The 22,905-nt window shown below is 61.9% G+C and carries 24 protein-coding genes; 11 read left to right on the forward strand and 13 right to left on the reverse strand.

Translation table 11 applies throughout. The features are described 5' to 3' along the window. Together ABTV29_RS17275 and fabI are read left to right on the forward strand one after the other, a co-directional pair. Complete coding sequence (locus ABTV29_RS17275; RefSeq protein WP_433765735.1) at positions 1-1,611, forward strand: ABC transporter ATP-binding protein; 1,611 nt, start codon at positions 1-3, stop codon at positions 1,609-1,611. Between the two features lie 19 nt (positions 1,612-1,630). Then, positions 1,631-2,425 carry an enoyl-ACP reductase FabI gene (gene fabI / locus ABTV29_RS17280; protein ID WP_175377330.1) on the forward strand — a complete coding sequence of 265 codons (795 nt, stop codon included), beginning with the start codon at positions 1,631-1,633 and terminating at the stop codon, positions 2,423-2,425. A 161-nt stretch (positions 2,426-2,586) separates the two neighbouring features. On the opposite strand, the gene ABTV29_RS17285 is transcribed toward fabI, so the two are convergent. After that, the gene (locus ABTV29_RS17285; protein WP_433765738.1) at positions 2,587-3,453 is read right to left on the reverse strand and encodes a LysR family transcriptional regulator; all 867 of its coding nucleotides are present in this window, start codon (positions 3,451-3,453) and stop codon (positions 2,587-2,589) included. Between the two features lie 111 nt (positions 3,454-3,564). Here ABTV29_RS17285 and ABTV29_RS17290 point away from each other — a divergent pair, with 111 nt between their 5' ends. Further along, entirely contained in the window at positions 3,565-3,990 is a 426-nt protein-coding gene (locus tag ABTV29_RS17290; RefSeq protein WP_433771916.1) for a VOC family protein, read from the forward strand. Between the two features lie 119 nt (positions 3,991-4,109). Here the strand turns inward: ABTV29_RS17290 and ABTV29_RS17295 are convergent, their stop codons facing one another. From ABTV29_RS17295 to ABTV29_RS17320, 6 genes are all read right to left on the reverse strand, one after another. Beyond that, positions 4,110-4,682 (reverse strand): GGDEF domain-containing protein, encoded by a 573-nt coding sequence (locus tag ABTV29_RS17295; protein ID WP_433765740.1) that lies wholly within the window; start codon positions 4,680-4,682, stop codon positions 4,110-4,112. Positions 4,683-4,756: 74 nt separating this feature from the next. Next, positions 4,757-5,338, reverse strand: coding sequence for a hypothetical protein (locus ABTV29_RS17300; protein ID WP_433765742.1), 582 nt, complete (start codon positions 5,336-5,338; stop codon positions 4,757-4,759). 1 nt (position 5,339) lies between these two features. Continuing rightward, positions 5,340-7,508 (reverse strand): molybdopterin cofactor-binding domain-containing protein, encoded by a 2,169-nt coding sequence (locus ABTV29_RS17305; RefSeq protein WP_433765743.1) that lies wholly within the window; start codon positions 7,506-7,508, stop codon positions 5,340-5,342. 5 nt (positions 7,509-7,513) lie between these two features. Next, positions 7,514-7,969, reverse strand: a complete 456-nt coding sequence (locus tag ABTV29_RS17310) for a (2Fe-2S)-binding protein (protein ID WP_224539610.1) — start codon at positions 7,967-7,969, stop codon at positions 7,514-7,516. Between the two features lie 380 nt (positions 7,970-8,349). After that, positions 8,350-9,504: an NnrS family protein gene (locus ABTV29_RS17315; RefSeq protein ID WP_433765746.1), complete on the reverse strand. Its 1,155-nt coding sequence runs from the start codon at positions 9,502-9,504 to the stop codon at positions 8,350-8,352. After that, positions 9,504-9,752 carry a transmembrane sensor/regulator PpyR gene (locus tag ABTV29_RS17320; RefSeq protein WP_433765748.1) on the reverse strand — a complete coding sequence of 83 codons (249 nt, stop codon included), beginning with the start codon at positions 9,750-9,752 and terminating at the stop codon, positions 9,504-9,506. The genes ABTV29_RS17315 and ABTV29_RS17320 overlap by 1 nt, the downstream gene beginning before the upstream one ends. Before the next feature lie 375 nt (positions 9,753-10,127). Between ABTV29_RS17320 and ABTV29_RS17325 the strand changes: the two genes are divergently transcribed. After that, the gene (locus ABTV29_RS17325; RefSeq protein WP_433765750.1) at positions 10,128-10,631 is read left to right on the forward strand and encodes a VOC family protein; all 504 of its coding nucleotides are present in this window, start codon (positions 10,128-10,130) and stop codon (positions 10,629-10,631) included. A 33-nt stretch (positions 10,632-10,664) separates the two neighbouring features. Next, a complete protein-coding gene (locus ABTV29_RS17330) occupies positions 10,665-11,498 on the forward strand; it encodes an AraC family transcriptional regulator (RefSeq protein ID WP_433765752.1) in 834 nt (277 codons plus the stop codon). A gap of 102 nt (positions 11,499-11,600) precedes the next feature. On the opposite strand, the gene ABTV29_RS17335 is transcribed toward ABTV29_RS17330, so the two are convergent. Then, complete coding sequence (locus tag ABTV29_RS17335) at positions 11,601-12,185, reverse strand: LysE family translocator (protein WP_433765754.1); 585 nt, start codon at positions 12,183-12,185, stop codon at positions 11,601-11,603. A gap of 91 nt (positions 12,186-12,276) precedes the next feature. Next, positions 12,277-13,608, reverse strand: coding sequence for a PLP-dependent aminotransferase family protein (locus ABTV29_RS17340; protein WP_433765756.1), 1,332 nt, complete (start codon positions 13,606-13,608; stop codon positions 12,277-12,279). Between the two features lie 89 nt (positions 13,609-13,697). Here ABTV29_RS17340 and ABTV29_RS17345 point away from each other — a divergent pair, with 89 nt between their 5' ends. From ABTV29_RS17345 to ABTV29_RS17360, 4 genes are all read left to right on the forward strand, one after another. After that, positions 13,698-14,594, forward strand: a complete 897-nt coding sequence (locus tag ABTV29_RS17345) for a DMT family transporter (RefSeq protein ID WP_433765758.1) — start codon at positions 13,698-13,700, stop codon at positions 14,592-14,594. A gap of 90 nt (positions 14,595-14,684) precedes the next feature. Next, complete coding sequence (locus tag ABTV29_RS17350; protein ID WP_433765759.1) at positions 14,685-15,305, forward strand: LysE family translocator; 621 nt, start codon at positions 14,685-14,687, stop codon at positions 15,303-15,305. Positions 15,306-15,497: 192 nt separating this feature from the next. Next, on the forward strand, positions 15,498-16,580 hold the full coding sequence (locus ABTV29_RS17355) for a bifunctional transcriptional activator/DNA repair enzyme AdaA (protein WP_433765761.1): 1,083 nt from the start codon (positions 15,498-15,500) through the stop codon (positions 16,578-16,580). Between the two features lie 36 nt (positions 16,581-16,616). After that, positions 16,617-17,234: a DNA-3-methyladenine glycosylase family protein gene (locus ABTV29_RS17360; protein WP_433765763.1), complete on the forward strand. Its 618-nt coding sequence runs from the start codon at positions 16,617-16,619 to the stop codon at positions 17,232-17,234. A gap of 36 nt (positions 17,235-17,270) precedes the next feature. Here the strand turns inward: ABTV29_RS17360 and ABTV29_RS17365 are convergent, their stop codons facing one another. The 3 genes from ABTV29_RS17365 to ABTV29_RS17375 all read right to left on the reverse strand — a co-directional run bounded on the left by ABTV29_RS17365 (position 17,271) and on the right by ABTV29_RS17375 (position 20,465). After that, entirely contained in the window at positions 17,271-18,368 is a 1,098-nt protein-coding gene (locus ABTV29_RS17365) for an extracellular solute-binding protein (RefSeq protein ID WP_433765765.1), read from the reverse strand. Between the two features lie 2 nt (positions 18,369-18,370). Then, positions 18,371-19,480, reverse strand: coding sequence for an agmatine deiminase (aguA, locus tag ABTV29_RS17370; RefSeq protein ID WP_433765766.1), 1,110 nt, complete (start codon positions 19,478-19,480; stop codon positions 18,371-18,373). Positions 19,481-19,580: 100 nt separating this feature from the next. Next, positions 19,581-20,465: a LysR substrate-binding domain-containing protein gene (locus tag ABTV29_RS17375; protein WP_433765767.1), complete on the reverse strand. Its 885-nt coding sequence runs from the start codon at positions 20,463-20,465 to the stop codon at positions 19,581-19,583. Positions 20,466-20,672: 207 nt separating this feature from the next. On the opposite strand from ABTV29_RS17375, the gene ABTV29_RS17380 reads away from it, so the two are divergent. Then, the gene (locus ABTV29_RS17380; protein WP_433765769.1) at positions 20,673-21,161 is read left to right on the forward strand and encodes a GFA family protein; all 489 of its coding nucleotides are present in this window, start codon (positions 20,673-20,675) and stop codon (positions 21,159-21,161) included. Positions 21,162-21,261: 100 nt separating this feature from the next. Here the strand turns inward: ABTV29_RS17380 and ABTV29_RS17385 are convergent, their stop codons facing one another. After that, complete coding sequence (locus tag ABTV29_RS17385; protein ID WP_433765771.1) at positions 21,262-21,870, reverse strand: tRNA-(ms[2]io[6]A)-hydroxylase; 609 nt, start codon at positions 21,868-21,870, stop codon at positions 21,262-21,264. 160 nt (positions 21,871-22,030) lie between these two features. On the opposite strand from ABTV29_RS17385, the gene ABTV29_RS17390 reads away from it, so the two are divergent. Then, the gene (locus tag ABTV29_RS17390; protein WP_433765773.1) at positions 22,031-22,894 is read left to right on the forward strand and encodes a universal stress protein; all 864 of its coding nucleotides are present in this window, start codon (positions 22,031-22,033) and stop codon (positions 22,892-22,894) included. Positions 22,895-22,905 lie beyond the last annotated feature (11 nt).

Consider the following 22,905-nt stretch of genomic DNA (forward strand, 5'->3'; position numbering starts at 1 on the left):
ATGAATCAGGACAATCTGATCGAAGTGCGCGACCTCGCCGTCGAGTTTGTCGTCGGCGCCCACAGCCAGCGGGTGGTCGAAAATGTCAGCTTCGACATCAAGCGCGGCGAAACCCTGGCGCTGGTGGGTGAATCCGGTTCCGGCAAATCGGTGACCGCGCACTCGATCCTGCGCCTGCTGCCCTACCCGCTCGCCCGGCACCCGTCCGGCACCATCGAGTATTCCGGGCAGAACCTGCTGGACCTGAAAGAGAAAACCATCCGCCACATCCGCGGCAACCGGATCGCGATGATCTTCCAGGAGCCGATGACCTCGCTCAATCCGCTGCACTCGATCGAGAAGCAGATCAACGAGGTGCTGGGCATCCACAAAGGTCTGGTCGGCAAGGTTGCGACCAAGCGCACGCTGGAATTGCTGGAAATGGTCGGCATCCCGGAGCCGGAAAAACGCCTCAAGGCCCTGCCCCACGAGCTGTCCGGCGGCCAGCGTCAACGGGTGATGATCGCCATGGCGCTGGCCAACGAGCCGGAATTGCTGATCGCCGATGAGCCAACCACCGCGCTGGACGTGACCGTCCAGCTGAAAATCCTCGAATTGCTCAAGGAATTACAGGCCCGCCTGGGCATGGCCTTGCTGTTGATCAGCCACGATTTGAACCTGGTGCGAAGAATTGCGCATCGCGTATGTGTCATGCAGCGCGGTTGCATCGTCGAACAGGCATCGTGTGAAGAATTGTTTCGTGCGCCGCAGCATCCGTACACGCGGATCCTGCTGGCAGCGGAGCCCAGCGGGACGCCGGCGACCAATGAAATCGGCCCGCCGTTGCTGACGGTCGAGGACCTGAAAGTCTGGTTTCCGATCAAGAAAGGGCTGCTCAAGCGCACGGTGGATTACGTCAAGGCGGTGGACGGCATCAACTTCAACCTGCCCCAGGGCCAGACCCTGGGGATCGTGGGCGAAAGCGGTTCCGGCAAGTCGACCCTGGGTCTGGCGATCCTGCGGTTGATCGCCAGCAAGGGCGCCATCCGTTTTGAAGGCAAACAGCTAGACTGCCTGACGCAACAACAGGTCAGGCCGCTGCGTCGGGAGATGCAGGTGGTGTTTCAGGACCCGTTCGGCAGCCTGAGTCCACGGATGTGCGTGAGCCAGATCGTTGGCGAAGGCTTGCGGATTCACGGGATCGGCACCGAGGCCGAGCAGGAACAGGCGATTATTGCGGCACTCAAGGAGGTAGGTCTGGATCCGGAAACCCGGAACCGCTACCCCCACGAATTTTCCGGCGGGCAACGGCAGAGAATCGCCATTGCCCGAGCATTAGTGCTAAAACCGGCGTTGATTTTGCTGGACGAGCCGACTTCGGCCCTGGACCGCACCGTACAACGCCAAGTGGTGGAGCTTTTGCGTTCACTGCAAACCAAGTACAACCTGACGTACCTGTTTATCAGCCATGACCTGGCTGTGGTCAAGGCGCTGAGCCACCAGCTGATGGTGGTCAAGCATGGCCAAGTGGTCGAACAGGGAGACGCGCAAAGCATTTTTGCCGCCCCCCAACATCCGTATACACAGCAGTTACTGGAAGCCGCCTTCCTGGTTCCGGAAACTGCGCAATAACCTGAAAGAGGAGCAACACATGGGTTTTCTCGCCGGTAAGCGCGTACTGATCGTCGGTGTCGCCAGCAAGCTGTCCATCGCATCCGGCATCGCTGCCGCCATGCATCGCGAGGGCGCTGAGCTTGCCTTCACTTATCAGAACGACAAACTCAAGGGTCGTGTCGAAGAATTCGCACAAGGCTGGGGTTCGAGCCCTGAGCTGTGCTTCCCGTGCGACGTGGCCAGCGACGCGGAAATCGCCAAGGTTTTCGAAGAGCTGAGCAAGAAGTGGGACGGCCTGGATTGCATCGTGCACTCCGTCGGCTTCGCCCCGGGCGACCAACTGGACGGCGACTTCACCGAAGCCACCACCCGTGACGGTTTCCGCATCGCCCACGACATCAGCGCCTATAGCTTCGTGGCCCTGGCCAAGGCCGGTCGCGAAATGATGAAAGGCCGCAACGGCAGCCTGCTGACCCTGTCGTACCTGGGCGCCGAGCGCACCATGCCGAACTACAACGTAATGGGCATGGCCAAGGCTTCCCTGGAAGCTGGCGTACGCTACCTGGCCGGCTCCCTGGGCCCGGACGGCACTCGCGTGAACTGCGTATCGGCCGGTCCTATCCGTACCCTGGCCGCTTCCGGCATCAAGAACTTCCGCAAGATGCTGGCCGCCAACGAAGCGCAAACCCCGCTGCGTCGCAACGTCACCATCGAAGAAGTCGGCAACGCCGGCGCGTTCCTGTGCTCGGACCTGGCGTCCGGCATCAGCGGCGAAATCATGTACGTGGACGGTGGTTTCAACACTACTGCCATGGGCAACATCGAAGAGTGATCTTCGGTTAGCCAATAAAAAACCCGCCTCTTTGGCGGGTTTTTTGTGCCTGTCATTCCCGACTCCCGTAGGAGCGAGCATGCTCGCGATGAACCTGAGAACGCCAAGGGGTGTCAGGCTTCCCGCGTTATCGTTAACGTCCATCGCGAGCATGCTCGCTCCTACAGGGATGCGGTGTTCAGGCATTTGGCAAACAACTGCTGGATCGGCTGCTGTCGCTGGCTGTAGCGCTGCAACAGCACCATTTCCCGGTAAAACGTCAGCTCGCCCAACTCAATCACCCTGACCTTCGCACCATGCTCCAGCCACAACCCGGCTTGCGGCAGCAGCGAAACGCCCAACCCGCACTCGACCATTTTCACAATGGCCTCCAGCTCATCCAGCTCCAGCGCGACCTGTACGTCAATCTGTTGCTCACGCAGAAACCGCGTCACCAGACGCCCGCCGAAGGAGTTGCGGTCGTAGCGCACATGGGGATGGTCGGCCAGCAGTTGCAGCGGATCGTCGCCTTCGAGGTCCGCGGGCACGATCAGCACGAACGGCTCGCGGCGGATCACCTGGGCTGACAGCTCCTTGGGCAGTTCGAACGGCGGCTTGATCATGATTGCCAGGTCCACTTCGCCGGTGTCCACCTGGCTCAGCAGGTTAAGCGACACGCCGGGTACCAGCTTCGGCTCCAGGCGTGGCGCCTGCTGGCGCAATCGCAGCAGCGCCTGAGGCAACAGGCCAGTCTGCGCCGTGGCCACCGCGCCTATCTTCAACTCACCACGGTACTCGCTGACGTCCTCGCTGATCGCCATGCGACTGAAGGTCTCCAGCATCTCCCTGGCCATCGGCAATGCACGCTGCCCCGCCGCATTGAGCAGCGCCTGACGCCCGGTACGGTCGAACAGACGAATGCCCAGTGCCTGTTCCAGGTTGCGAATCTGCGCGCTGACTGCCGACTGCGTCAGGCCTATGTGCATCCCCGCTGCGGCGAAGGTGCCATAGCGGGCCACGGCGATAAAAGTTTTCAGTTCTCGCAGCATGGCGGCCCCTGATTGATCGAAATAATTTGTGCTCGACGCAAAAACTATCGTCTTTCAATAAAGAATCACAGGGATAAACTCGCAAGAACCTTCACGAACGAGGAACGCATGATGCAGCTGTCCCCTTTTCATCTGGCCATCCCGGTGTACGACCTGGTCGCCGCACGGCACTTCTATGGCAGCGTTTTCGGTCTGGAGGAAGGTCGCTCTAGCGATCACTGGGTGGATTTCAACTTCTTCGGCCATCAACTGGTGATCCACCTGGCGCCGAAAAACGCCTCGCAAGAAGCCGCCCACACCAACGCCGTCGACGGCCATGACGTGCCGGTGCCGCATTTCGGCGTGGTGCTGGGGATGGCGGAATGGGAGGCGCTGGCGCAACGCCTGACGGCGCTGGAGACACGCTTTGTGATCGAGCCGGGGATTCGTTTTCAGGGACTGGTGGGTGAACAGGCGACGATGTTTCTGTTCGATCCGTGCGGCAATGCGCTGGAGTTCAAGGCGTTCAAGGATATCGGGCAGTTGTTTGCCAAATAAGGTGTCGCCAGCAAGGGCCCCATCGCGAGCAGGCTCGCTCCCACAGTGGATGTGTATTCACAAAACTCATTGTGGGAGCGAGCCTGCTCGCGATGAGGACCGCCCACACAACACCTAACTCAACGGCCCAACACCCTCTCAGCCTCCACCAACAACTCCTCCACCGATTCATGCTGCCCGGGGTCATGCTCAATTTGCCCGATACTGAAGCGAATCCCATACCCGCGATGCGCCATGGTATTGCGCTCATCAAGCATCTCTTCCAGCCGTGCCTTGATCGCCGCGACATCCACGCCGCAGGAGCCAGTGAGCAAGGCCACGAACGTGGCGCCTTCCAGGCGGCCAATCACATCGCTTTCCCTGAAGCCGATGCTCAGCACGTCGGCGAAGGTTTTCAGCGCGTGATCGCCCTCTTTGCGGCCAAACAGGTAGTTGATGCGCTTGAAGTCTTCGAGGTTGAAAAACAGCAGCGTGGCCGGCCGGCCCAAGCGTTGACAGGCGTCCAGCCCCAGTTGGGCCAGGGCGATGAAGCCATGGCGGTTGGGCAACAGCGTCAACTCATCCATGCTCGCCATCTGCACGCCGATCAGTTCCTGCTCGGCCTTGCGGGCCAGATCGCGCAGCAGTTCGCGCTCGTTTTGTGGCGTCCCTGCACATACGCGTGTCTTGTGCGGTTTGCCTGAGGTCAGCATCGGATACTCCCTGGGTGGTTATAGTTTTTAGAGTCCTCGATAGCAGGTTTGACTCCGGATTCATTGACCGACGGTCATGTACCCGCCAACGGACAGGGCCCTCCTGCGTCAGCCCACAGCTTGAATTGCGTGACAAATACATCGTGCGGCACCGGCACCGGAGCGCGATTGCCCCCCGGATTCCAGCCCCACAGCACCAGCTTGTCTTCGCTGACATGCTTGATCAGAGCGGCGAAATCACGGTCGCCGTTGCTCGCACGGTCCTTGATCATGTTGCACAGCCTGTCCGGTGGCAGGCCGATCCAGGCCATTTTGTGCGCGGCCGGCGGCAGGCTCCAATGAGGCGCACCCGGCGGCGTCGAGGGGCCGTAACTGGCCGGCGGGTTGGCGTCGGCATGGCAAGTGGCACAGGGCAAACCCGCGGCGCCCTTGCCATCCATGCCCCGCACTACATTCATCGCGTGGGGCTTTCCGGCATCGAACTGCAGCGGCGAATCACCCGGGATGTGGCAGTTCTGGCAACGGGGGCTCTGGAAGACCTGTCGCACGGTGTCGAAGGCCTTCAGCGCCTCCTTGTCATCGGCGAACAGCTCGGTTGCATAGATAAACAGGCACACCAGGATCAGCGTTCCGAGAATCCAGTGATGTCGTTTCATCTCACACCCCCGACAACTGCAGCGGCAGTTCCCGCAGGCGTTGCCCGGTCAGGGCGAACACCGCGTTGGCCACTGCCGGCGCCGTGGGCGGTACACCGGCCTCGCCGATACCGCCAGGTTTTTCGCTGCTGGGCAGAATATGCACTTCGACCACCGGCATCTCATTCAGCCGCAGCACCTGATAATCGTGATAGTTGGACTGCACCACCTGGCCGCCCTTGATCGTCAGCTTGCTGTGCAAGGTGAAACCCAGGCCAAAGGCGATGCACGACTCCATCTGCGCCTCGATGCTCTTGGGATTGACTGCAATCCCGCAGTCCACCGCACACACCACGCGATGCACGCGGATTGCCAGGTTGTCCTGGGAAACCTCGGCAACCTGAGCCACGTAGCTGCCAAACGACTCATGCACCGCCACGCCGAGGGCATGGCCGTCCGGCAGCGGCGCCTTCCAGTTGGCCTTCTCCACCGCCAGGTTCAACACCCCCAGGTGTCGCGGATGGTTCTTGAGCAAGGTTCTTCGGTACTCCACCGGATCCTTGCCCGCCGCGCTGGCCAGTTCGTCGATCAGCGACTCCATGACGAACGCGGTGTGGGTGTGCCCCACCGAACGCAGCCAGAGCACGCTGATGCCGGTTTTCGGCGAATGCAGCTGGACCTGATGGTCAGCCAGGTCCTCGAGGTAGGGACTGTCCGCCACCCCCTCCACCGAAGTCTTGTCGACGCCGTTCTTGACCATGGCCGCTTCGAGCGAAGTGCCAGCCATGATCGACTGTCCGACCAGTACATGCTTCCACGCCAGCGGCAGGCCATCAGGTCCCAGCCCGACCCGCGCCTGATGCAGAAACGCCGAGCGGTAATAGCCGCCACGGATGTCATCTTCCCGCGCCCACACGGTTTTCACCGGCGCGCCCGCGGCCTTGGCGACCTGCACTGCTTCGGCGACGAAATCCGAAGTCGGGTTGGCCCGCCGACCGAAGCCGCCGCCGAGGAACTCGGTGTGGATCTCGACCTGCTCGGGTTTGAGCCCGGTGATTTTCCCGGCGATCATCTGGTCCAGGGTCTGGAACTGCGTACCGGTCCAGATCTCGCATTTGTCCTGGGTGATTTTCACCGTGCAATTGAGCGGCTCCATGGGCGCGTGGGCCAGATACGGCACGCTATATTCGACGTCGAGGGTCTTGGTCGCTTTGGCCAGCGCTGCCTGGGCGTCCCCGGCCTGACTTGCTGCGATACCAGGCGTCGCGGCGAGTTTGCGGAAGCTCTCCAGCAGCTTCTGACTGTCCAGGCCGCTGTTGGGCCCCAGGTCCCACTCCACATGTAATGCATCGCGCCCCAGTTTCGCCGCCCAATAGTGATCGGCGATCACCGCGACGCCGGTCGGCACCTGCACCACCTTGCGCACGCCGGGGATTGCCAGCGCATCGGCGCCTTCAAAGGATTTGACGCTGCCACCGAAGCCCGGCGGACGAGCGACCATCGCGGTCAACAGGCCGTCGAACTGCACGTCCATGCCGAACTTCGCGCGACCGGTGATTTTCTCCGGCGTGTCCAGGCGCTTGGTGGGCTTGCCAATGATGGTCCAGTCCTTGGCCTCCTTGAGTTTGATCGAGGCAGGATCCGGCACCGGCAGCTTGCCCGCGTCATCGGCCAGTTCACCGTAGGTGGCGCGCTGGTCGCCGGCAATCGCCACGCCCGATTCGGTTCGAATTGCCGAAGGTGCAACGTTGAAGCGCTTGGCCGCCGCCTCGATCAGCATCATCCGCGCCGCCGCGCCGGCCTGGCGGTAGCGGTCGAACTCCATCCAGGTCGAGGTCGAGCCACCGGTGATCTGCATGCCGCCGAAACCCGCCAGGCCGTAATCCTTGGCTGACGCGGGGGAATGTTCGACGCGGATTTTCGACCAATCGGCGTCCAGTTCTTCGGCGATCAACATGGTCAGGCCGGTCCAGATACCCTGGCCCATTTCCGAATGCCCCAGCAGCACCGTGACGCTGTTGTCATTGCCGATACGCAGGAAGGCATTGGGGGCGAACACACTGCCCTCGTTTTCCGCGCCCTGGGCAAAACGGTGGGCACCGGGGATAACAAATGCCACCACCAGCCCGCCGCCCAATACGGCAGTGCCCCTGAGAAAGCTGCGACGTGAAAGTGGATTGAGACTGTTCATGGCCATCAACCCAGTTGCGCGGCGCGTTTGACCGCGGCACGGATTCTTGGATAGGTGCCGCAACGGCAAATATTGCCGGACAACGCCTGATCGATATCGCTGTCGGTCGGCTGCGGGATCTTCGCCAGCAGCGCCGCCGCCGACATGATCTGCCCCGACTGGCAGTAGCCGCACTGCACCACATCAAGCTCGGCCCAGGCTTTTTGCACCGGATGCGAACCGTCCAGCGACAGGCCTTCGATGGTGAGGATTTTCTGCCCATGGGCCACGGCCGTGGCAGGGGTGATGCAGGATCGCAGCGGTGCACCGTCGACGTGCACGGTACAGGCGCCACACTGGGCCATGCCGCAGCCGAACTTGGTCCCGGTCAGGTGGGCTACATCGCGCAAGACCCACAGCAACGGCATGTCCGCGGGGACATCCAGTTCCTGGTCCTTGCCATTGATATTGAGGGTCAGCATTGCAAGGCTCCTCAGACTCACGGTGTTCTGAAGGGGGGCGCGTTCTGGGGCACTTCGTTGTTTTCTGTAGGAGCAAAGCTTGCTCGCGATAGCGTCAGGTCTGTTGTACCGAGTTATCGTTCATCGCGAGCAAGCTTTGCTCCTACAGTCAGCGGGGTCACGCGCGCCTCGGTTATCCCTTCAGCTAAGTCCAATTTGCTTCGCAGGCCGAACTCTATCGACCACCGGTCAAAAAATGTGTGGGCACCACGGACCTGTGTTGATCGTTCCCACGCTCTGCGTGGGAATGCAGCCCGGGACGCTCCGCGTCCCAGAAGCGTGACGCAGAGCGTCACAGGAGGCGTTCCCACGCGGAGCGTGGGAACGATCGCTAATAGTCTTCAAGCCCTCGGTTTGAGGAGGATGTCGGTATAGCGCAGCAGGAACAGGCCAAAGGCAGCACACCAAAGCACCGCCGACAAGCCCAGGCCAAGTCCGGAAAACGGCACCAGCAGCACCCGTGACAAGCCTGCCACCAGCACCAGGGCAAAACCCGTGACAATCGCTTTCGACGGCAGCAGCGGCCGCCCGGTATGACCCAGGCTCACCCGGGCAATCATCGCCAGGACCAAGCCGCCCACGCCACCGACCGCCAGCGAATGAGTGGCCAGGCTTTGCTGCGGCAGCAACCCGGCGTGCCACAGCGCCATGCCAACCGCCGCGACCAGCAGCCAGGTGTAGGACAGGTACAGCGACCACAACAGCGGCACGCGCCACATGCCCCGATCGTGCCAACGCCACAGCCGCAGCAGGTGCAAGCCAGTCATCAATGCAAACAACGCCGCCAGCCATGGGTTGGGAACGTCGTTCAAGCCCAGGGCAAACGTCAGCGCTGCCATCAGACTGCTCACCAACAGCACGCGCGTCGGCCAGGGGCTGGCAGCAGGCGTTGCCGGGCGATTGAGGCCACGCTGGATAAAGAACGGAATCACCCGGCCACCGATCACCGTCATCATCGCGCCCACCAGCCACAGCGCGGCCAGCACGCCACGACGTTGCAGGCCGACGTCGTCGCTCCAGATGCCCCACAGGGTCATGGCTTCGCATCCGGCCAACAGCGTGAGCATCAACAGGATCGGGTAGTTTTCGCGCTTGCCGGCTGCAATCAGATCACGCCCGAGGACGACGGCCAGCAGCGGCAGCAAAGGCAGTTGCAGGATCAGCAGCAACCCGGGAGGAATCGGCATCAGCCAGGCCAGCCGCGCGAGCAGCCAGACCAGTACCAGCCCGATCAGAGGCCAGCCCTTGAGGCCCGGTCGACCGGTCCAGTTTGGCACCGCGGTCAGCAGAAATCCGGCAATGATCGCCATGGCAAAACCGAACGGCATTTCGTGGCGGTGCCAGGCAAGCATGCCGCCCACCGGCTGTGAGCCGGGCAAACGGCCATACAGCCACAACGCCCATATCGCCACCGCCAGTGCGGCAAACGCAGCCCCCGCCAGAAAGAAAGGACGAAAGCCGAGACTGAAGACCGGTGCCGCCGATAGTTTGCCCATCAGGCCACCACCGCTGCCTGGGGCATGCTCAAGCGGTGCTGTGACAGCAGGCGCATGACGTAGCCGATTTTCAGCAGGGTTGGCCCGACGATGGTCATGGCATGCAGCGACACCAGAGCCAGGATCGACAGGTGACCGTCGTAGAGGTAAGCGCCGTAGATCCCCGCCAGCAGCATTGCTAGGCCGACGCCGAGTACACGGCTGGAAAGTTGCAGTACATTCTGAGCATTGCTGAAGAAATGGAACATTTTCCGTACTCCTGTAGCAGTTCAGTAGTACCTGTCATGTATCAAGTCCCGTGCCAGCTATTCAGGCCATATGAATCAAGCGCTTGAGACAGGCCATGTCAAAACGACTCTTTTGCGAATAAGTCTAATTGACTCGAAACGCAGTCATACTGACTACATAAAACCCTGTAGGAGCGAGCCTGCTCGCGATGGTCGTTAACAAAGACGAGGGCTATCTGGATTAACGCGGCGCTCTTGAGTTCATCGCGAGCAGGCTCGCTCCTACAGAGGGCAAGGAGCCGTTTTATGCATTTCTCGATCTATGGCACAGCCATACCCACGGTGGCTGACTACGCTGATAGTCCAGCATGCAAAAACCTGCCAGGGAGACCCGCCATGCTACATGTTCAAAAACTTACGCCTTGCCTGTGGTTCGACGGTCAGGCCGAAGACGCCGCGAAGTTCTATTGCGCGATCTTCGACCATTCGAAAATCACTGCCATCACTCACTACGGCAAGGCCGGCCAGGAGATCCATGGGCATCCGGAAGGTTCGGTGCTGACGGTCAGCTTCGAACTCGACGGCCAGACTTTCACCGGGCTCAACGGCGGCCCGAACTTCACCTTCAACGAGGCGATCTCCTTCCAGGTCAATTGCCAGACCCAGGAAGAAGTCGATCACTTCTGGGGCCGGCTGTCCGCTGGCGGTCCGGTGGAGGCGCAGCAATGCGGCTGGCTCAAGGACAAATTCGGCGTGTCGTGGCAGATCGTGCCGGTGGCGATGATGGACATGCTCAAGGATCCGGACACGACCAAATCCCAACGTGCCATGGCCGCGATGATGCAGATGAAAAAGCTCGATATCGCCGAGTTGAAACGAGCCTTTAATGGCGAGAGCTAATACACTCCGGGGCTGATTTGCCAAGGACCGACCATGACGCGTTCACAGCTCAAGGACACCGACAAGGCCCCGCGTTTCTGGCGCGATGATGCCCTGCCCTTCATCGAGGCTCGCTCCATCGCCGACGGGCGCGAGGTCTGCTACACCCGGCATGCCCACGCGCACTTTTCCATTGGGGCGATCACCGCCGGGCGCAGCACCTATGTCCATGAGCAATCGCAGTTCGAGGTGGGTGCAGGCACGGTGGTGCTGATGAACCCCGGCGACGTCCATGCCTGCAATCCGATCGACGACCAGCCCTGGTCGTACCTGATGCTGTATGTCGAAACACCGTGGCTCACCGACTTGCAGCATCAGCTTGGTTTTAGTGACGACCTGGCGTTTCGCCGCTTTGCCGTCACCCATACGCAGGACGCGGATCTATTCACGGGTTTGCAAGCCTTGTATCAGGTGCTGGTCAATCCGCAGCAGGACATCCTGCGCAAGCAGAGCGCGGCGGTGGAATTTTTCAGCGAAGTGCAGTGGCGCCTGAACCCGGTCGATTCAGCGTTGCGCGAACCCAATTTCAAACTGGAACGCGCCGCCGATTTCATCCGCGAACACTGCACGCAAATGCTCAAGCTCGAAGACATCTGCGAGGCGGCGCAGTTGTCGCCGTCCTACCTGATCCGCGCCTTCAAGCAGCATTACGGCATGACGCCCCACGCCTTCGTGGTCAACCAGCGCATCCAGTTCGCCCGCGATCAACTGCGCAACGGCAAGCTGATCGCCGACGTGGCGCTGGAAGCGGGTTTTGCCGATCAGGCGCATTTCCAGCGAGCGTTCAAACAGCATTTGGCCGCCACGCCGGGGCAGTATCGAGGCTGAGCCCCCCTGTAGGAGCGAGCTCGCTCGCGATGGTGGCGAACGATAACGCGTGAAATCGGGCATCCCGCGGTGGCCTTTGGTTTTTCGCGAGCAAGCTCGCTCCTACAGGATCAAGTAAATGGCACTCACCGCCAGCAACATCGCCATCACCCGATTGAACAAGCGCATCCCCGCCGGATTGTTCAGGTACCCGCGCAAAAACGTCCCGGCATATGCCCAGCAACCGACCGACACATAACAGATCACCAGGTACACCGCCGCAAACTGCCACACCAGTCGTGCTTCGCCATCGGCCACGAAGGCGCCCATGCCGGCGACGCAGGCCAGCCAGGCCTTGGGGTTGAGCCATTGCATGACCGCGCCATAGAGCATCGATGGCGCGCGACTCGCGTCTTTCGCCTCGAGCTGCCCGTTGTCCGCCGCCAGCTTGAACGCCATGTACAGCAGGAACCCGACACCGGCCCATTGCACCACTTGAGTCATCGCCGGCCAGACCTGCAACAGCTCATGCAGCCCCAGCCCCATCAGCACCAGCAACAGCACGAACCCCAGGGTTGCCCCGGCCACATGCCGCTGGCTGGCGCGAAAACCGAATCGCGCTCCCGAGCTCAGCGCCACGATATTCACCGGCCCCGGGGTGATTGAAGCGGCCAGCGCAAACGCCGCCATGGACATCATCAGACTCATCGCACACCTTCTTCTTTTCAATTGAACCAGGCCTCAAGGTAAACAGCCCCTTGGCGTGCGTATTGAAGAAAACTGCCCTGGCGCCTGTCCGCTACTGGTAATAGCCCACCACCTTCTTCACTTTCACCAATGCCCGGCGCAGCGAGTCCATGTCCACCGAGCCCAGCGCCAGCCGGATTGCATGGGGTACATGGGGGGTGATCGCAAAAGGTTCGGCGGGCGAAACCGAGACCTGTTCCCGCATCAACGCCATGGCGATCTGGTCGGCGCGGGCATCTTCGGTCAGCGGCAGCCACATGAAGTAGGAAGATGGGTGGCTGATGATCCTCATTCCCGCCAGCTCCTCGCGGGCCAGCGTTTGCCGGGCCTGTGCGTCGGCGCGCTTTTGCGCCTCCAGCCCAGTCACCGTGCCGTCATCCAGCCAGGTCGTGGCAATGGCGGTCATCACACCGGGGGTGTTCCAGGTGGTGGCCATGATCGTGCGCTCAAACCCCGCCACCCAATGCGCGGGCGCGGCAATGAAACCGACGCGCAATCCGGTGGCGATGTTCTTCGATAAACCGGAGACGTACACCGTTCGCTCCGGCGCCATATCCACCAGAGGTGGTGGCGGGTTATCGGCGAGAAAGGCGTAGGCGGCGTCCTCGATGATGGTCAGGTCATGCTGGAGTGCGATCGCCACCAGACGTTCGCGCTGATCGGCGTCCAGCACCCAGCCCAGCGGGTTGTGCAGGGTCGGCATCGCATAAATGGCCCGCACCGGTCGAGTACAACAGAGCTTTTCCAGGGCCGGCAAATCCGGCCCCCGGTCGGTAACCGGGATGGGCAGGACTTCCAGGTGCAGGGTTTCGGCCAGGGTCTTGAACCCCGGATAGGTCAAGGCATCGGCAGCGATCACATCGCCGGGCTTGAGCAGCGTCATCATCACCACGGCCAGGCCATGCTGGGCGCCACTGACGATCAATACCTGCTCGGCCGGCACCTTAAGACCACGCGCCTGCAAATGCCGGGCGACCGACGCCCGCTCATGCAAGCGCCCTGCATGGGGTTGGTAGCGCAGGAGGGATTCGAGGTCACCGGACAGCGCGAGCTGACGCAGGGCGCCGCGCAGCAGGTCGGCCTGGCCAGGCAGCGACGGGTAGTTGAAGTTGAGATCAATCATCCCCGCCGCCACCACGGACTGGGAAATACCCTGGCCGGGCGGCAGCGACGTCTCCCGGACAAAGGTCCCGCGTCCGGTCTCGCCACTGATCAGGCCCATGCTCTCAAGCTCCGCATAAACCCGGCTGGCGGTGACCAGCGCCAGACCGTGCTCCGTGGCCAGTTGACGGTGAGTCGGCAGGCGCGTGCCCGGCGGCAATTGGCCGGAACGGATGTCGGCGGCGAAGGCATCCACCAGGGATTTGTAGCGGGACCGAGGCATGTCGAAATGTATCCATGACAATTTTTTGATTGTATCGATAGTCAGCCATAGCATGGGTTTCATGCAACCCATCAACGAGCGTGAGCGAAATGGAACGGACCTCTAACCTGCAAAACCCGACGCTGGAAAGTGGCGCCAGCGGCTGGATCAACGGCCTGATCGGCGTGGTGATCTTCAGTGGTTCACTGCCCGCGACCCGCCTGGCTGTGCTGGAATTCGATCCGCTGTTTCTCACGGTGGCGCGCGCGACCATCGCCGCCCTACTCGCCTTGGGCCTATTGCTGTTGTTCAGGGAAAGACGCCCGGCGCGCAATCAGCTTGTGCCGCTGGTCATCGTGGCCCTGGGCGTGGTGGTGGGGTTTCCGCTGTTGACGGCGCTGGCGTTGCAATACGTGACGTCTGCACACTCCATTGTCTTTGTCGGCCTGCTGCCGCTGGCGACCGCCACGTTCGGGGTGCTGCGGGGCGGCGAACGTCCTCGACCGGTGTTCTGGGTCTTCTCGGTATTGGGCAGCCTGCTGGTGGTAGGTTTTGCCATCGCCCAGGGTCTGACCGCCTCCCCCCAGGGCGATATCCTGATGCTGCTGGCGATACTCGCCTGTGGGCTGGGCTATGCCGAAGGCGCGAAGCTATCGCGCAGCCTGGGTGGCTGGCAGGTGATTTCCTGGGCTCTGGTGCTGGCGCTGCCCGTGATGGCGGCCCTGACCTGGTGGCGGATGCCGGCGTCGTTCAGCGGCATCAGCACACCAGCCTGGTTCAGCCTGGCTTACGTGTCGCTGTTCAGCATGCTGATCGGCTTTGTGTTCTGGTATCGCGGGCTGGCCCAGGGCGGGATTGCCGCCGTCGGCCAGTTGCAATTGCTGCAACCGTTCTTCGGCCTGGCACTGGCAGCCACTGTGCTGCACGAACAGGTGAGCATCGGCATGCTCGGGGTGACCATCGCCGTGATTCTTTGCGTGGCCGGGGCGAAGAAATTCGCTCGCTAGCCACTGCTACGGCGCTTGCCTGCACGACTGTATGGGTCGATACACCGGGGTCCCATGTTAAAAACAGGGCCTTTGTACAGGAGCCCGCCCATGGACCTCGCCACCCTCACACTTTTCCTTCCGGCCTGCTTCGCCCTGAACATGGCTCCCGGCCCGAACAACCTGCTGTCGGTCAGCAATTCGACCCGCTACGGCTACCGCACTGCGTGCCTGGCCGGGGTCGGGCGCCTGCTGGCGTTCGCCGGCATGATCGCCCTCGCCTCCGCTGGCCTGGCGGTGGTCCTGCAAACCTCGGAGCTGCTGTTCTATGGGATCAAGATCCTCGGCGCGGCCTACCTGTTCTATCTCGCCTGGCAACTGTGGCGTGCCGACCCTGGCGTTGAAAATATCGTGACCGGCGCGCCGGTGGGGATGCTGGCGCTGGCGCGACAAGAGTTTCTGGTGGCGGCCGGCAACCCGAAAGCCATCCTGATCTTCACCGCGTTCCTGCCGCAATTCGTCGACTCGACCCGCGCCATCACCCCGCAATTCGCGGTGCTGGGCGCGCTGTTCCTGGTGCTGGAGTGGATCGCCATCGCCGCCTACGCCTACATGGGCCTGCACATGCGCCGCTGGTTCGCCAAACCGTCGGGCAAGCGGCTATTCAACCGCTGCTGCGCGGGGCTTTTGTCAGCCGCGGCCTCGGTGTTGTTGATGGCACGGCGTACCTGACACACCAGATCCACTGTAGGAGCGAGCCTGCTCGCGAAAAACGTCTGGACACCGCGAACTTTCAGATAGGGCGCGTTATCGTTGACGTCCATCGCGAGCAGGCTCGCTCCTACAGGGGAACGGTGGCCAGCAGGGAAATTCCCTGTCGATTTTCCGGTGGAGGCGCCCCCTGCCCCGTTCTATGCTGCGCCCATGAACCTACAAAACACGCTACTGCCACCCCGCGCCGAGATGGTTCGCGCCATGCTCGAACGAGACACCTCCTACGAGGGGGTGTTCTTTACCGCGGTCAAGACCACCGGGATTTTCTGCCGTCCCGGTTGCACCGCACGCAGCCCAAAACCTGAGAATGTCGAGTTCTTCGCCCATGCCGACGAGTGCCTGGCGGCGGGCTATCGGGCTTGCCTTCGCTGCAAGCCCATGGGCGCTGCCGCGGTTGCGCCGCCGTGGGTGCAGAGGCTGCTTACCCTGGTGGACACCGACTCCGAACGACGCTGGACTGACGCACAGCTGCTGGCCGAGGACATCGAGCCGCTGAAGTTGCGGCGCTGGTTCAAGCAGCATTTCGGCATGACCTTCCATGCCTGGCTGCGCACCCGGCGCCTGGGCATGGCCCTGGGCGGGATCAAACAGGGCGATTCCATCGACAGCGCGGCCTTCGATTCGGGGTACGAATCCCTGAGCGGTTTTCGCGATGCCTTTCAAAAGTCCTTTCACATCACCCCGGGTCGCGCCGCCAACAGTGAACCTCTGCTGTTCACCCGGCTGACCACCCCCCTGGGTCCGATGATCGCCATGGCTGAACGGCGCGGCCTGGTGCTGCTGGAGTTTCTCGATCAATCGTCTCTCTCCAGGGAAGTCGAGAGCCTGCAAAACCGCTTTGGTTACGCCGTGGCGCCGGGGCACAACGCGCATTTGCAGCAGATCGAGCAACAGCTTGCCGAGTATTTCGCCGGCGAGCGCACGGAGTTCAGTGTTGCCCTGCACATGCCCGGCAGCGAGTTCTCGCGCCAGGTCTGGGCCGAGCTGACGAAAATCCCCTACGGCCAGACGACCACCTACGGCGCTATCGCCCACCGGCTGGGCAAACCCGGTGCCAGCCGCGCCGTGGGCCTGGCCAACGGTCACAACCGCCTCTCGATTGTGGTGCCCTGCCATCGCGTGATCGGTGCTGACGGCTCGCTGACGGGCTACGCTGGAGGCGAACCGCGCAAGGCGTTTCTGCTGCGGCTGGAAAACGCGGCGGTGCAATTCACCGAGCAACTGGCCTTTTGACCACCGGCTGCACTGGTCAGCCCTCAAGGATGCTTCATGCCCGATCCCTACCGGCCTGCCACGCAATGGCTGGCCTCCCTGGATGATGACTGGCGTCGCCACATCGACGCCATCGGCCCCTGCCTGCACCAACCCCACGCCGCGCGCGATCCTTATGAGTCGCTGGTGCGGGCGATTGCCTACCAGCAACTGCATGCCAAGGCCGGCGATGCGATTCTCGGGCGGCTGCTGGCGCTGTTCCCGTCGGTGTCGTTCCCCAGGCCCGAACAGATCGTCGCCACCGGCTTCGATGAAATGCGCAGCTGCGGTTTTTCCGCGAGCAAGATCGCGACTATTCAGGGCATTGCCCAGGCGACACTGGATGGCGTGGTACCGGATTACGCCACCGCCCGGGCCATGGACGATGAAGCGCTGATCGAGCGCCTGATCACCCTGCGCGGTGTGGGGCGCTGGACCGTGGAGATGCTGTTGATCTACAGCCTGGAGCGCCCGGACATTTTGCCCGCCGATGATTTTGGAGTGCGTGAGGGCTATCGGCGCCTGAAGGGCCTGGAGGTGCAGCCGACGCGCAAGCAGATGATCGAGATCGGGCTGGCGTGGAGCCCGTATCGGACGGTGGCTTCGTGGTATTTGTGGCGGGTGCCCGCCCGTTAGAGCGCGTTATCGTTCATCGCGAGCAGGCTAGATGCATCACAACCCCGACTTCAAGCGACTGAACGCCCGAATCAACGCCCGGTTGAAGGCCTTGCCATTGTCATTCTTGCTGTACAACGACGCACGAACGGCCTGGGGCGGGTAAGTCCCCGGATCATTGCGAATCGCCGGATCGATCAGGCTGTCTGCCGCGGTAATCGCATTGGCGTAATGAATGGTGTCGGTAATCGGCGCGATCACCTCCGGTGTCATCAGGTAGTCCATCAAGGCCAGGCCGGCCTCGGGATGCGGCGCGTCTTTGGGGATGACCATGGCATCGAACCAGATCAGCGTGCCCTCCTTCGGAATGCGGTAGGTCAGCCTGTACGGCTTGTGCGCCGCCTCGGCCTGGCCGGCGGCGATGGCCACGTTGCCGTTCCACGACATCGCCACGCAGGTGTTGCCATTGGCCAGGTCGCTGATGTTCAGGTCGTTGTCGAAATAACGAATGTACGGGCGGATTTTCGCCAGTTGCTGCTCCGCCAGTTTCAGGTCGTCCAGGCTCTGACGATTGATGTCCAGGCCCATGTACTTCATGACGGCGGCGAATACTTCATTGGGATCGTTGAGCAGGCTGACCCCACAATCGGCGAATTTCGACACCACTGCCGGATCGAACAGCATCGCCCAACTGTCGGTGGGCGCATCAGGTAGGCGCTTTTTCACGGCCTCCTCCTGAAAGCCCACGCCCGTGGTGCCCCAGGCATAGATCCCGGCATAGCGATTGCCCGGATCGAACACTGCCATGTGCTGGCGGAATTCTTCACCGACGCCGGCGAAGTGCGGTAATTGCTGCTTGTCGACGGTCTGCACCGCGCCACTTTCGATGGCCCGGGACAAATGCTGCCCCGCCGTCAGCACCAGATCGTAGCCACTGCGGCCGGTCAGCAGTTTGGTCTCGACGGTTTCCAGGGAGTCGAAATGATCGGCCACCACCTGAATGCCGGTTTTCTTCTCGAAATTCTTCAGGGTGTCCGGGGCCAGGTACTCGCCCCAGATGTACAGGTTGACCACCGGTTTGGTGGTGTCGGCGGCCTGCACACACAGGGGTGCAAGCACCAGCATCAAGGCTTGGGTCAGTTTGTGCAGGCCCATGGTTATCTTCCTTTGCCGGCGTATTGAGGCATGGTGATGCAGGCGACGTTGCCGCCACCCAGGAGGATTTCCCGGGAGTTTTCGATGCCAACGATCTTGTGTCGCGGGAACAGCTCGGCCAGGGTTGCCAGCGCCACCTGATCGTTACGGTCGCCAAACAGCGGCACCACAATCGAGCTGTTGCCGGCGTAGTAGTTGATGTACGAGGCGCAGATTTTGGTCCCTGCCTGACGGGTGTGGGTGCTGTCCAGCTGATCCAGGCCTTCGGCTTCTTCGGCAGTCCACTCCAGCACATCCGGCTGCGGCAGCTTGTGCACGATCAGCTCGCGACCACGGCTGTCGCGGGTGCTGCGCAGGATGTCGTAGGCCTCCTGATAGATTTCCCACTGTGGGTCATCGCGATTGTCGGTCCATTGCAGCACCACTTCGCCAGGGCGCACAAAACACGCGAGGTCGTCGACATGACCGTCGGTTTCGTCGAACTTGCAGCCACGGGGCAGCCAGATCACCTGCTCGGCGCCGAGATAGTCGGTCAGGCGACGGGTCACTTCATCCTTGCCCAGATGCTGGTTGCGGTTACGGTTGAGAAGGCACTGTTCGGTGGTGAGGATGCTGCCCTGGCCGTCACTCTGAATGCCGCCCAGCTCCGCGATCAACGGCGCGCGATAGCGGTCGAAGCCTTCGATTTCGAGGATTTTGCTGGCGATCTGGTCGTCCTTGTCCCAGGGGTAGTACAGGCCACCGTCGAGGCCGCCGTAGGCATTGAATTCGAAGTCGACGCCACGGACTTCTCCGCTCTGGTCATTGACCACAAAGCATGGACCGCTGTCGCGGAACCAGGTGTCGTTGCAGGTCATTTCCACGACCCGCACCTGCGGCGGCAACTGCCGGCGAGCGGTGGCGAACTGCGCGGCGGAGGCACAAACCGTGACCGGCTCGCTCATGGAAATGGCGGTGACGATCTGCACCCAGACTTTCTGCGCAGGCTTGGCGCCGTTGCGCCAGACGTCCGTGCGCTCCGGCCAGCCGAGCCAGCAGCCGGACTTGGCTTCGAATTCGCCTGGCAAGCGGAAGCCGTCGAGTTTAGGGGTGGAGTCGAGCAAACGTGCCATGGTCAAACCTCATCAGCGGGGATTGGAATGACCACAGGCTAAGGTCGCCGGCGCCCTCCTCGCCAACGATGATTATTTCGGAATACCTGAATTAAACTCATCAATCAGCCAGCTGATCGTTGAACCATTCCAGCATCTGCGCCACCGCCGGACGCTCCAGCCGCACCCGCTCGCACACCAGCGCGTATTGGCCCAACGCGGTCATGCTCGCGCTGAACGGCCGCACCAGCCGGCCGCTGAGCAAGTCTTCCTGGGCGGTCAGGTTATCGCCCATGGCCACGCCCTGCCCTTGTGCCGCCGCCTCCAGCGCCAGGCCGGCATGGGCGAAATACAGCTGTCGTTGTGGGCGCAGGTCACCGGCATGGCTGGTGAGCCAGGCGGTCCAGGTCTTGCCGTCCTGATCGTCGTGCAACAGGCAATGACGGACCAGGTCTTTCGGGGTTTTCAGGGTGCCCTGGTTGAACAGGCCGGGACTGCACACCGGGAAGAACTGCAACGCCGGCAGTGGGCGTACGAAATACGCCGAGCTGTCCACGGGGCCGGTGCCATAGGTGATCGCAAGGTCGATGTCTTCCCCCGGCGCGGCGGCGTCGATCGGCTGTTCGTAGAGGTGCAGGGTGATGTGCGGGTAACGCGCGTAAAAATCCGTCAGCCGGCTCATCAGCCACTTTTGCGCAAGCTCCGCGGTGACCGCCAGACGCAACACCGCCAGGGATGACGGGTCGCGTAGCTCGTCGCAGGCTTCGCCGATCAGTTCGAAGGCTTGCTGCAGGCTTTGCATCAGGCGCCCGGCAGCCATCGTCGGACGGATCTGCCGGCCCTCGCGGATGAACAGCGAGACCCCCAGTTGCTCTTCGAGCTGCCGAATCTGATGACTGACCGCACTGTCGGTCACGCACAACTCCGCCGCCGCCCGGCCGAAATGGGCATGGCGCGCGGCGCATTCGAAGGTTTTGAGGGCTGCCAGGGAGGGTAGTCGGCGCATTATCGAGATCTCATTTTTGAGTCGCACATGCTGAACCGGCCATTGGTGTGCGTCCAGTGACACCGCGTTATCGTTCATCGCGAGCAGGCTCGCTCCCACATTTGGAATGCAATCCCCTGTGGGAGCGAGCCTGCTCGCGAAGGCGCCGGCACTGTCGCCCCATATCTTCTAGGCTAAACCAAATCATTTCAGCCACCGGAGACCCCCATGCACCTCGAAGGCTCCTGCCATTGCGCCGCGGTTTCGTTCAGCCTGACCAGCGCCCACCCCTACCCCTATCAGCGCTGCTATTGCTCGATCTGCCGCAAGACCCAGGGCGGCGGCGGTTACGCGATCAACATTGCCGGCGACGCCGACAGCCTCAAGGTTCGCGGGCGCAAGAACATCGCGATTTACCATGCGCTGCTCAAGGGTGAAGGCGAAGCCCGTGCCCACCGCAGCAGCGCCGAGCGGCACTTCTGCAAGGTGTGCGGTTCGGGTTTATGGCTGTTCAGCCCCGAGTGGCCGGAGCTGATCCACCCGTTTGCCTCGGCCATTGATACGCCGCTGCCGGTGCCGCCGCAGCACACGCATTTGCTGCTGAATTCCAGAGCCCCCTGGGTGGAGGTCGACGTCCGGCCTGGCGACAAACAGTTCGATGGATACCCAGAAGAGTCCATTGCGGACTGGCATGAGCGTTTGGGGTTAGACCTGTAGGAGCGAGCATGCTCGCGATGAGCCAGAGAACAGCACGGTGCATCAGTTTTCCCGCGTCATCGTTCACGACCATCGCGAGCATGCTCGCTCCTACACAGGGTCAGGCAGCGGTTGGGATGCCGCTGTGGAAGCGGAATTCAACGTCCGGGGACTCGATCAACTCCTGCTCGGCGGCGCGCACGCGGTCGATCACGTTGGCGATGTCCTTGGCATCCCCGTACTGGTAAGCCAGTTTCAAGTACCCCTGAAAATGCCGGGCTTCACTCTTGAGCAAGCCGAAATAGAACTTGCCCAGTTCTTCGTCCAGATGCGGCACCAGCGCCTCGAAACGCTCGCAGCTGCGCGCCTCGATGAACGCGCCGACCACCAGGGTATCCACCAGCTTGACCGGCTCGTGACTGCGCACCACCTTGCGCAGCGCCGAGGCATAACGCCCCGCGGACAACTGGCGCAGCTCGATCTTGCGTTTTTTCATCAGGCGCATGACTTGTTCGTGATGCACCAGCTCTTCCCGGGCCAGCCGCGACATCATGTTGATCAGGTCAACATGGGAGTGATATTTAGCAATCAGGCTCAGCGCGGTACTGGCGGCCTTGAATTCGCAGTTCTTGTGGTCGATCAGCAGGGTTTCCTGATCGGCCAGCGCGGCCTGGACCCAGCCATCGGGGGTGCGACAGCCAAGGAATTCGTGAATTTCGGGAAGGATCATGGGGCCCACGGGATAAAGGTTCAAAACGAAGGGCGACGATTATACCGGCCTGCCCGCAGACCACCAGCCGCCGACCGTTGATATGTATCAACACCCCGGCCGGCAGCCAGCAACTATAGTTGAGCAACGCCACGCTTTTTCATTTCAGGAGATCCCGATCATGCAAGCCATACGCAGCATTCTGGTGGTCATCGAACCCGAACACGCGGAAAGCCTGGCGCTCAAACGGGCCAAATTGATTGCCGGCGTGACCCAGGCGCATCTGCATTTGCTGGTGTGCGACCCCAAGCATGATCACAGCGCCATGCTGAGCGTGCTCAAGGCGGCATTGCTGGAAGACGGTTTCAGCGTCACCACCGAACAGGCCTGGAACCAGAGCCTGCACGAGACCATCGTCGATGTGCAGCAGGCCGAAGGCTGCGGGCTGGTCATCAAGCAGCATTTTCCCGACAGCGCACTGAAAAGAGCCCTGCTGACCCCGGCAGACTGGAAACTGCTGCGCCATTGCCCTACTCCCGTGCTGCTGGTGAAAACCGCCGGCTCCTGGAAGGACAAAGTGATTCTGGCGGCCATTGACGTCGGCAATACCGACCCGGAACACCGCCACCTGCACAACACCATCATCGATCACGGTTATGACATCGCCAGCCTGGCCAGGGCCCAGTTACACGTGATCAGCGCCCATCCCTCGCCGATGCTGTCGTCGGCCGACCCGACCTTCCAGCTCAAGGAAACCATCGAGGCGCGCTACCGCGAGCAATGCCAGGCGTTCCAGGCGGAATTCGACATCGACGATGCGCACCTGCACATCGAGGAAGGCCCGGCGGATGTACTGATTCCGTTCATGGTCCACAAGCTGCAGGCGGCGGTGACGGTGATTGGCACCGTGGCGCGCAGCGGGATTTCAGGGACCTTGATCGGCAATACGGCGGAAGTGGTGCTCGATGCGGTGGAGAGCGACGTGCTGGTGCTCAAGCCGCAGGAGATCGAAGATCATCTGGATGAGCTGGCCAGCAAGCATTGAGGCTTGCGGCG

This window comes from Pseudomonas putida, from assembly GCF_050989985.1.
Classification (GTDB): Bacteria; Pseudomonadota; Gammaproteobacteria; order Pseudomonadales; family Pseudomonadaceae; genus Aquipseudomonas; species Aquipseudomonas putida_AI.

What these genes read in the sequence shown, in the direction of transcription:
- ABTV29_RS17385 (WP_433765771.1), bottom strand. Translation starts at nt 21,870, where the DNA reads ATGATCCTTCCCGAAATTCACGAATTCCTTGGCTGTCGCACCCCCGAT.
- ABTV29_RS17350 (WP_433765759.1), top strand. Translation starts at nt 14,685, where the DNA reads ATGGACCTCGCCACCCTCACACTTTTCCTTCCGGCCTGCTTCGCCCTG.
- ABTV29_RS17375 (WP_433765767.1), bottom strand. Translation starts at nt 20,465, where the DNA reads ATGCGCCGACTACCCTCCCTGGCAGCCCTCAAAACCTTCGAATGCGCC.
- ABTV29_RS17295 (WP_433765740.1), bottom strand. Translation starts at nt 4,682, where the DNA reads ATGCTGACCTCAGGCAAACCGCACAAGACACGCGTATGTGCAGGGACG.
- ABTV29_RS17275 (WP_433765735.1), top strand. Translation starts at nt 1, where the DNA reads ATGAATCAGGACAATCTGATCGAAGTGCGCGACCTCGCCGTCGAGTTT.
- fabI (WP_175377330.1), top strand. Translation starts at nt 1,631, where the DNA reads ATGGGTTTTCTCGCCGGTAAGCGCGTACTGATCGTCGGTGTCGCCAGC.
- ABTV29_RS17325 (WP_433765750.1), top strand. Translation starts at nt 10,128, where the DNA reads ATGCTACATGTTCAAAAACTTACGCCTTGCCTGTGGTTCGACGGTCAG.
- ABTV29_RS17305 (WP_433765743.1), bottom strand. Translation starts at nt 7,508, where the DNA reads ATGAACAGTCTCAATCCACTTTCACGTCGCAGCTTTCTCAGGGGCACT.
- ABTV29_RS17330 (WP_433765752.1), top strand. Translation starts at nt 10,665, where the DNA reads ATGACGCGTTCACAGCTCAAGGACACCGACAAGGCCCCGCGTTTCTGG.
- ABTV29_RS17335 (WP_433765754.1), bottom strand. Translation starts at nt 12,185, where the DNA reads ATGAGTCTGATGATGTCCATGGCGGCGTTTGCGCTGGCCGCTTCAATC.
- ABTV29_RS17390 (WP_433765773.1), top strand. Translation starts at nt 22,031, where the DNA reads ATGCAAGCCATACGCAGCATTCTGGTGGTCATCGAACCCGAACACGCG.
- ABTV29_RS17360 (WP_433765763.1), top strand. Translation starts at nt 16,617, where the DNA reads ATGCCCGATCCCTACCGGCCTGCCACGCAATGGCTGGCCTCCCTGGAT.
- ABTV29_RS17380 (WP_433765769.1), top strand. Translation starts at nt 20,673, where the DNA reads ATGCACCTCGAAGGCTCCTGCCATTGCGCCGCGGTTTCGTTCAGCCTG.
- ABTV29_RS17340 (WP_433765756.1), bottom strand. Translation starts at nt 13,608, where the DNA reads ATGCCTCGGTCCCGCTACAAATCCCTGGTGGATGCCTTCGCCGCCGAC.
- ABTV29_RS17345 (WP_433765758.1), top strand. Translation starts at nt 13,698, where the DNA reads ATGGAACGGACCTCTAACCTGCAAAACCCGACGCTGGAAAGTGGCGCC.
- ABTV29_RS17365 (WP_433765765.1), bottom strand. Translation starts at nt 18,368, where the DNA reads ATGGGCCTGCACAAACTGACCCAAGCCTTGATGCTGGTGCTTGCACCC.
- ABTV29_RS17285 (WP_433765738.1), bottom strand. Translation starts at nt 3,453, where the DNA reads ATGCTGCGAGAACTGAAAACTTTTATCGCCGTGGCCCGCTATGGCACC.
- ABTV29_RS17315 (WP_433765746.1), bottom strand. Translation starts at nt 9,504, where the DNA reads ATGGGCAAACTATCGGCGGCACCGGTCTTCAGTCTCGGCTTTCGTCCT.
- ABTV29_RS17310 (WP_224539610.1), bottom strand. Translation starts at nt 7,969, where the DNA reads ATGCTGACCCTCAATATCAATGGCAAGGACCAGGAACTGGATGTCCCC.
- ABTV29_RS17320 (WP_433765748.1), bottom strand. Translation starts at nt 9,752, where the DNA reads ATGTTCCATTTCTTCAGCAATGCTCAGAATGTACTGCAACTTTCCAGC.
- ABTV29_RS17355 (WP_433765761.1), top strand. Translation starts at nt 15,498, where the DNA reads ATGAACCTACAAAACACGCTACTGCCACCCCGCGCCGAGATGGTTCGC.
- ABTV29_RS17300 (WP_433765742.1), bottom strand. Translation starts at nt 5,338, where the DNA reads ATGAAACGACATCACTGGATTCTCGGAACGCTGATCCTGGTGTGCCTG.
- aguA (WP_433765766.1), bottom strand. Translation starts at nt 19,480, where the DNA reads ATGGCACGTTTGCTCGACTCCACCCCTAAACTCGACGGCTTCCGCTTG.
- ABTV29_RS17290 (WP_433771916.1), top strand. Translation starts at nt 3,565, where the DNA reads ATGCAGCTGTCCCCTTTTCATCTGGCCATCCCGGTGTACGACCTGGTC.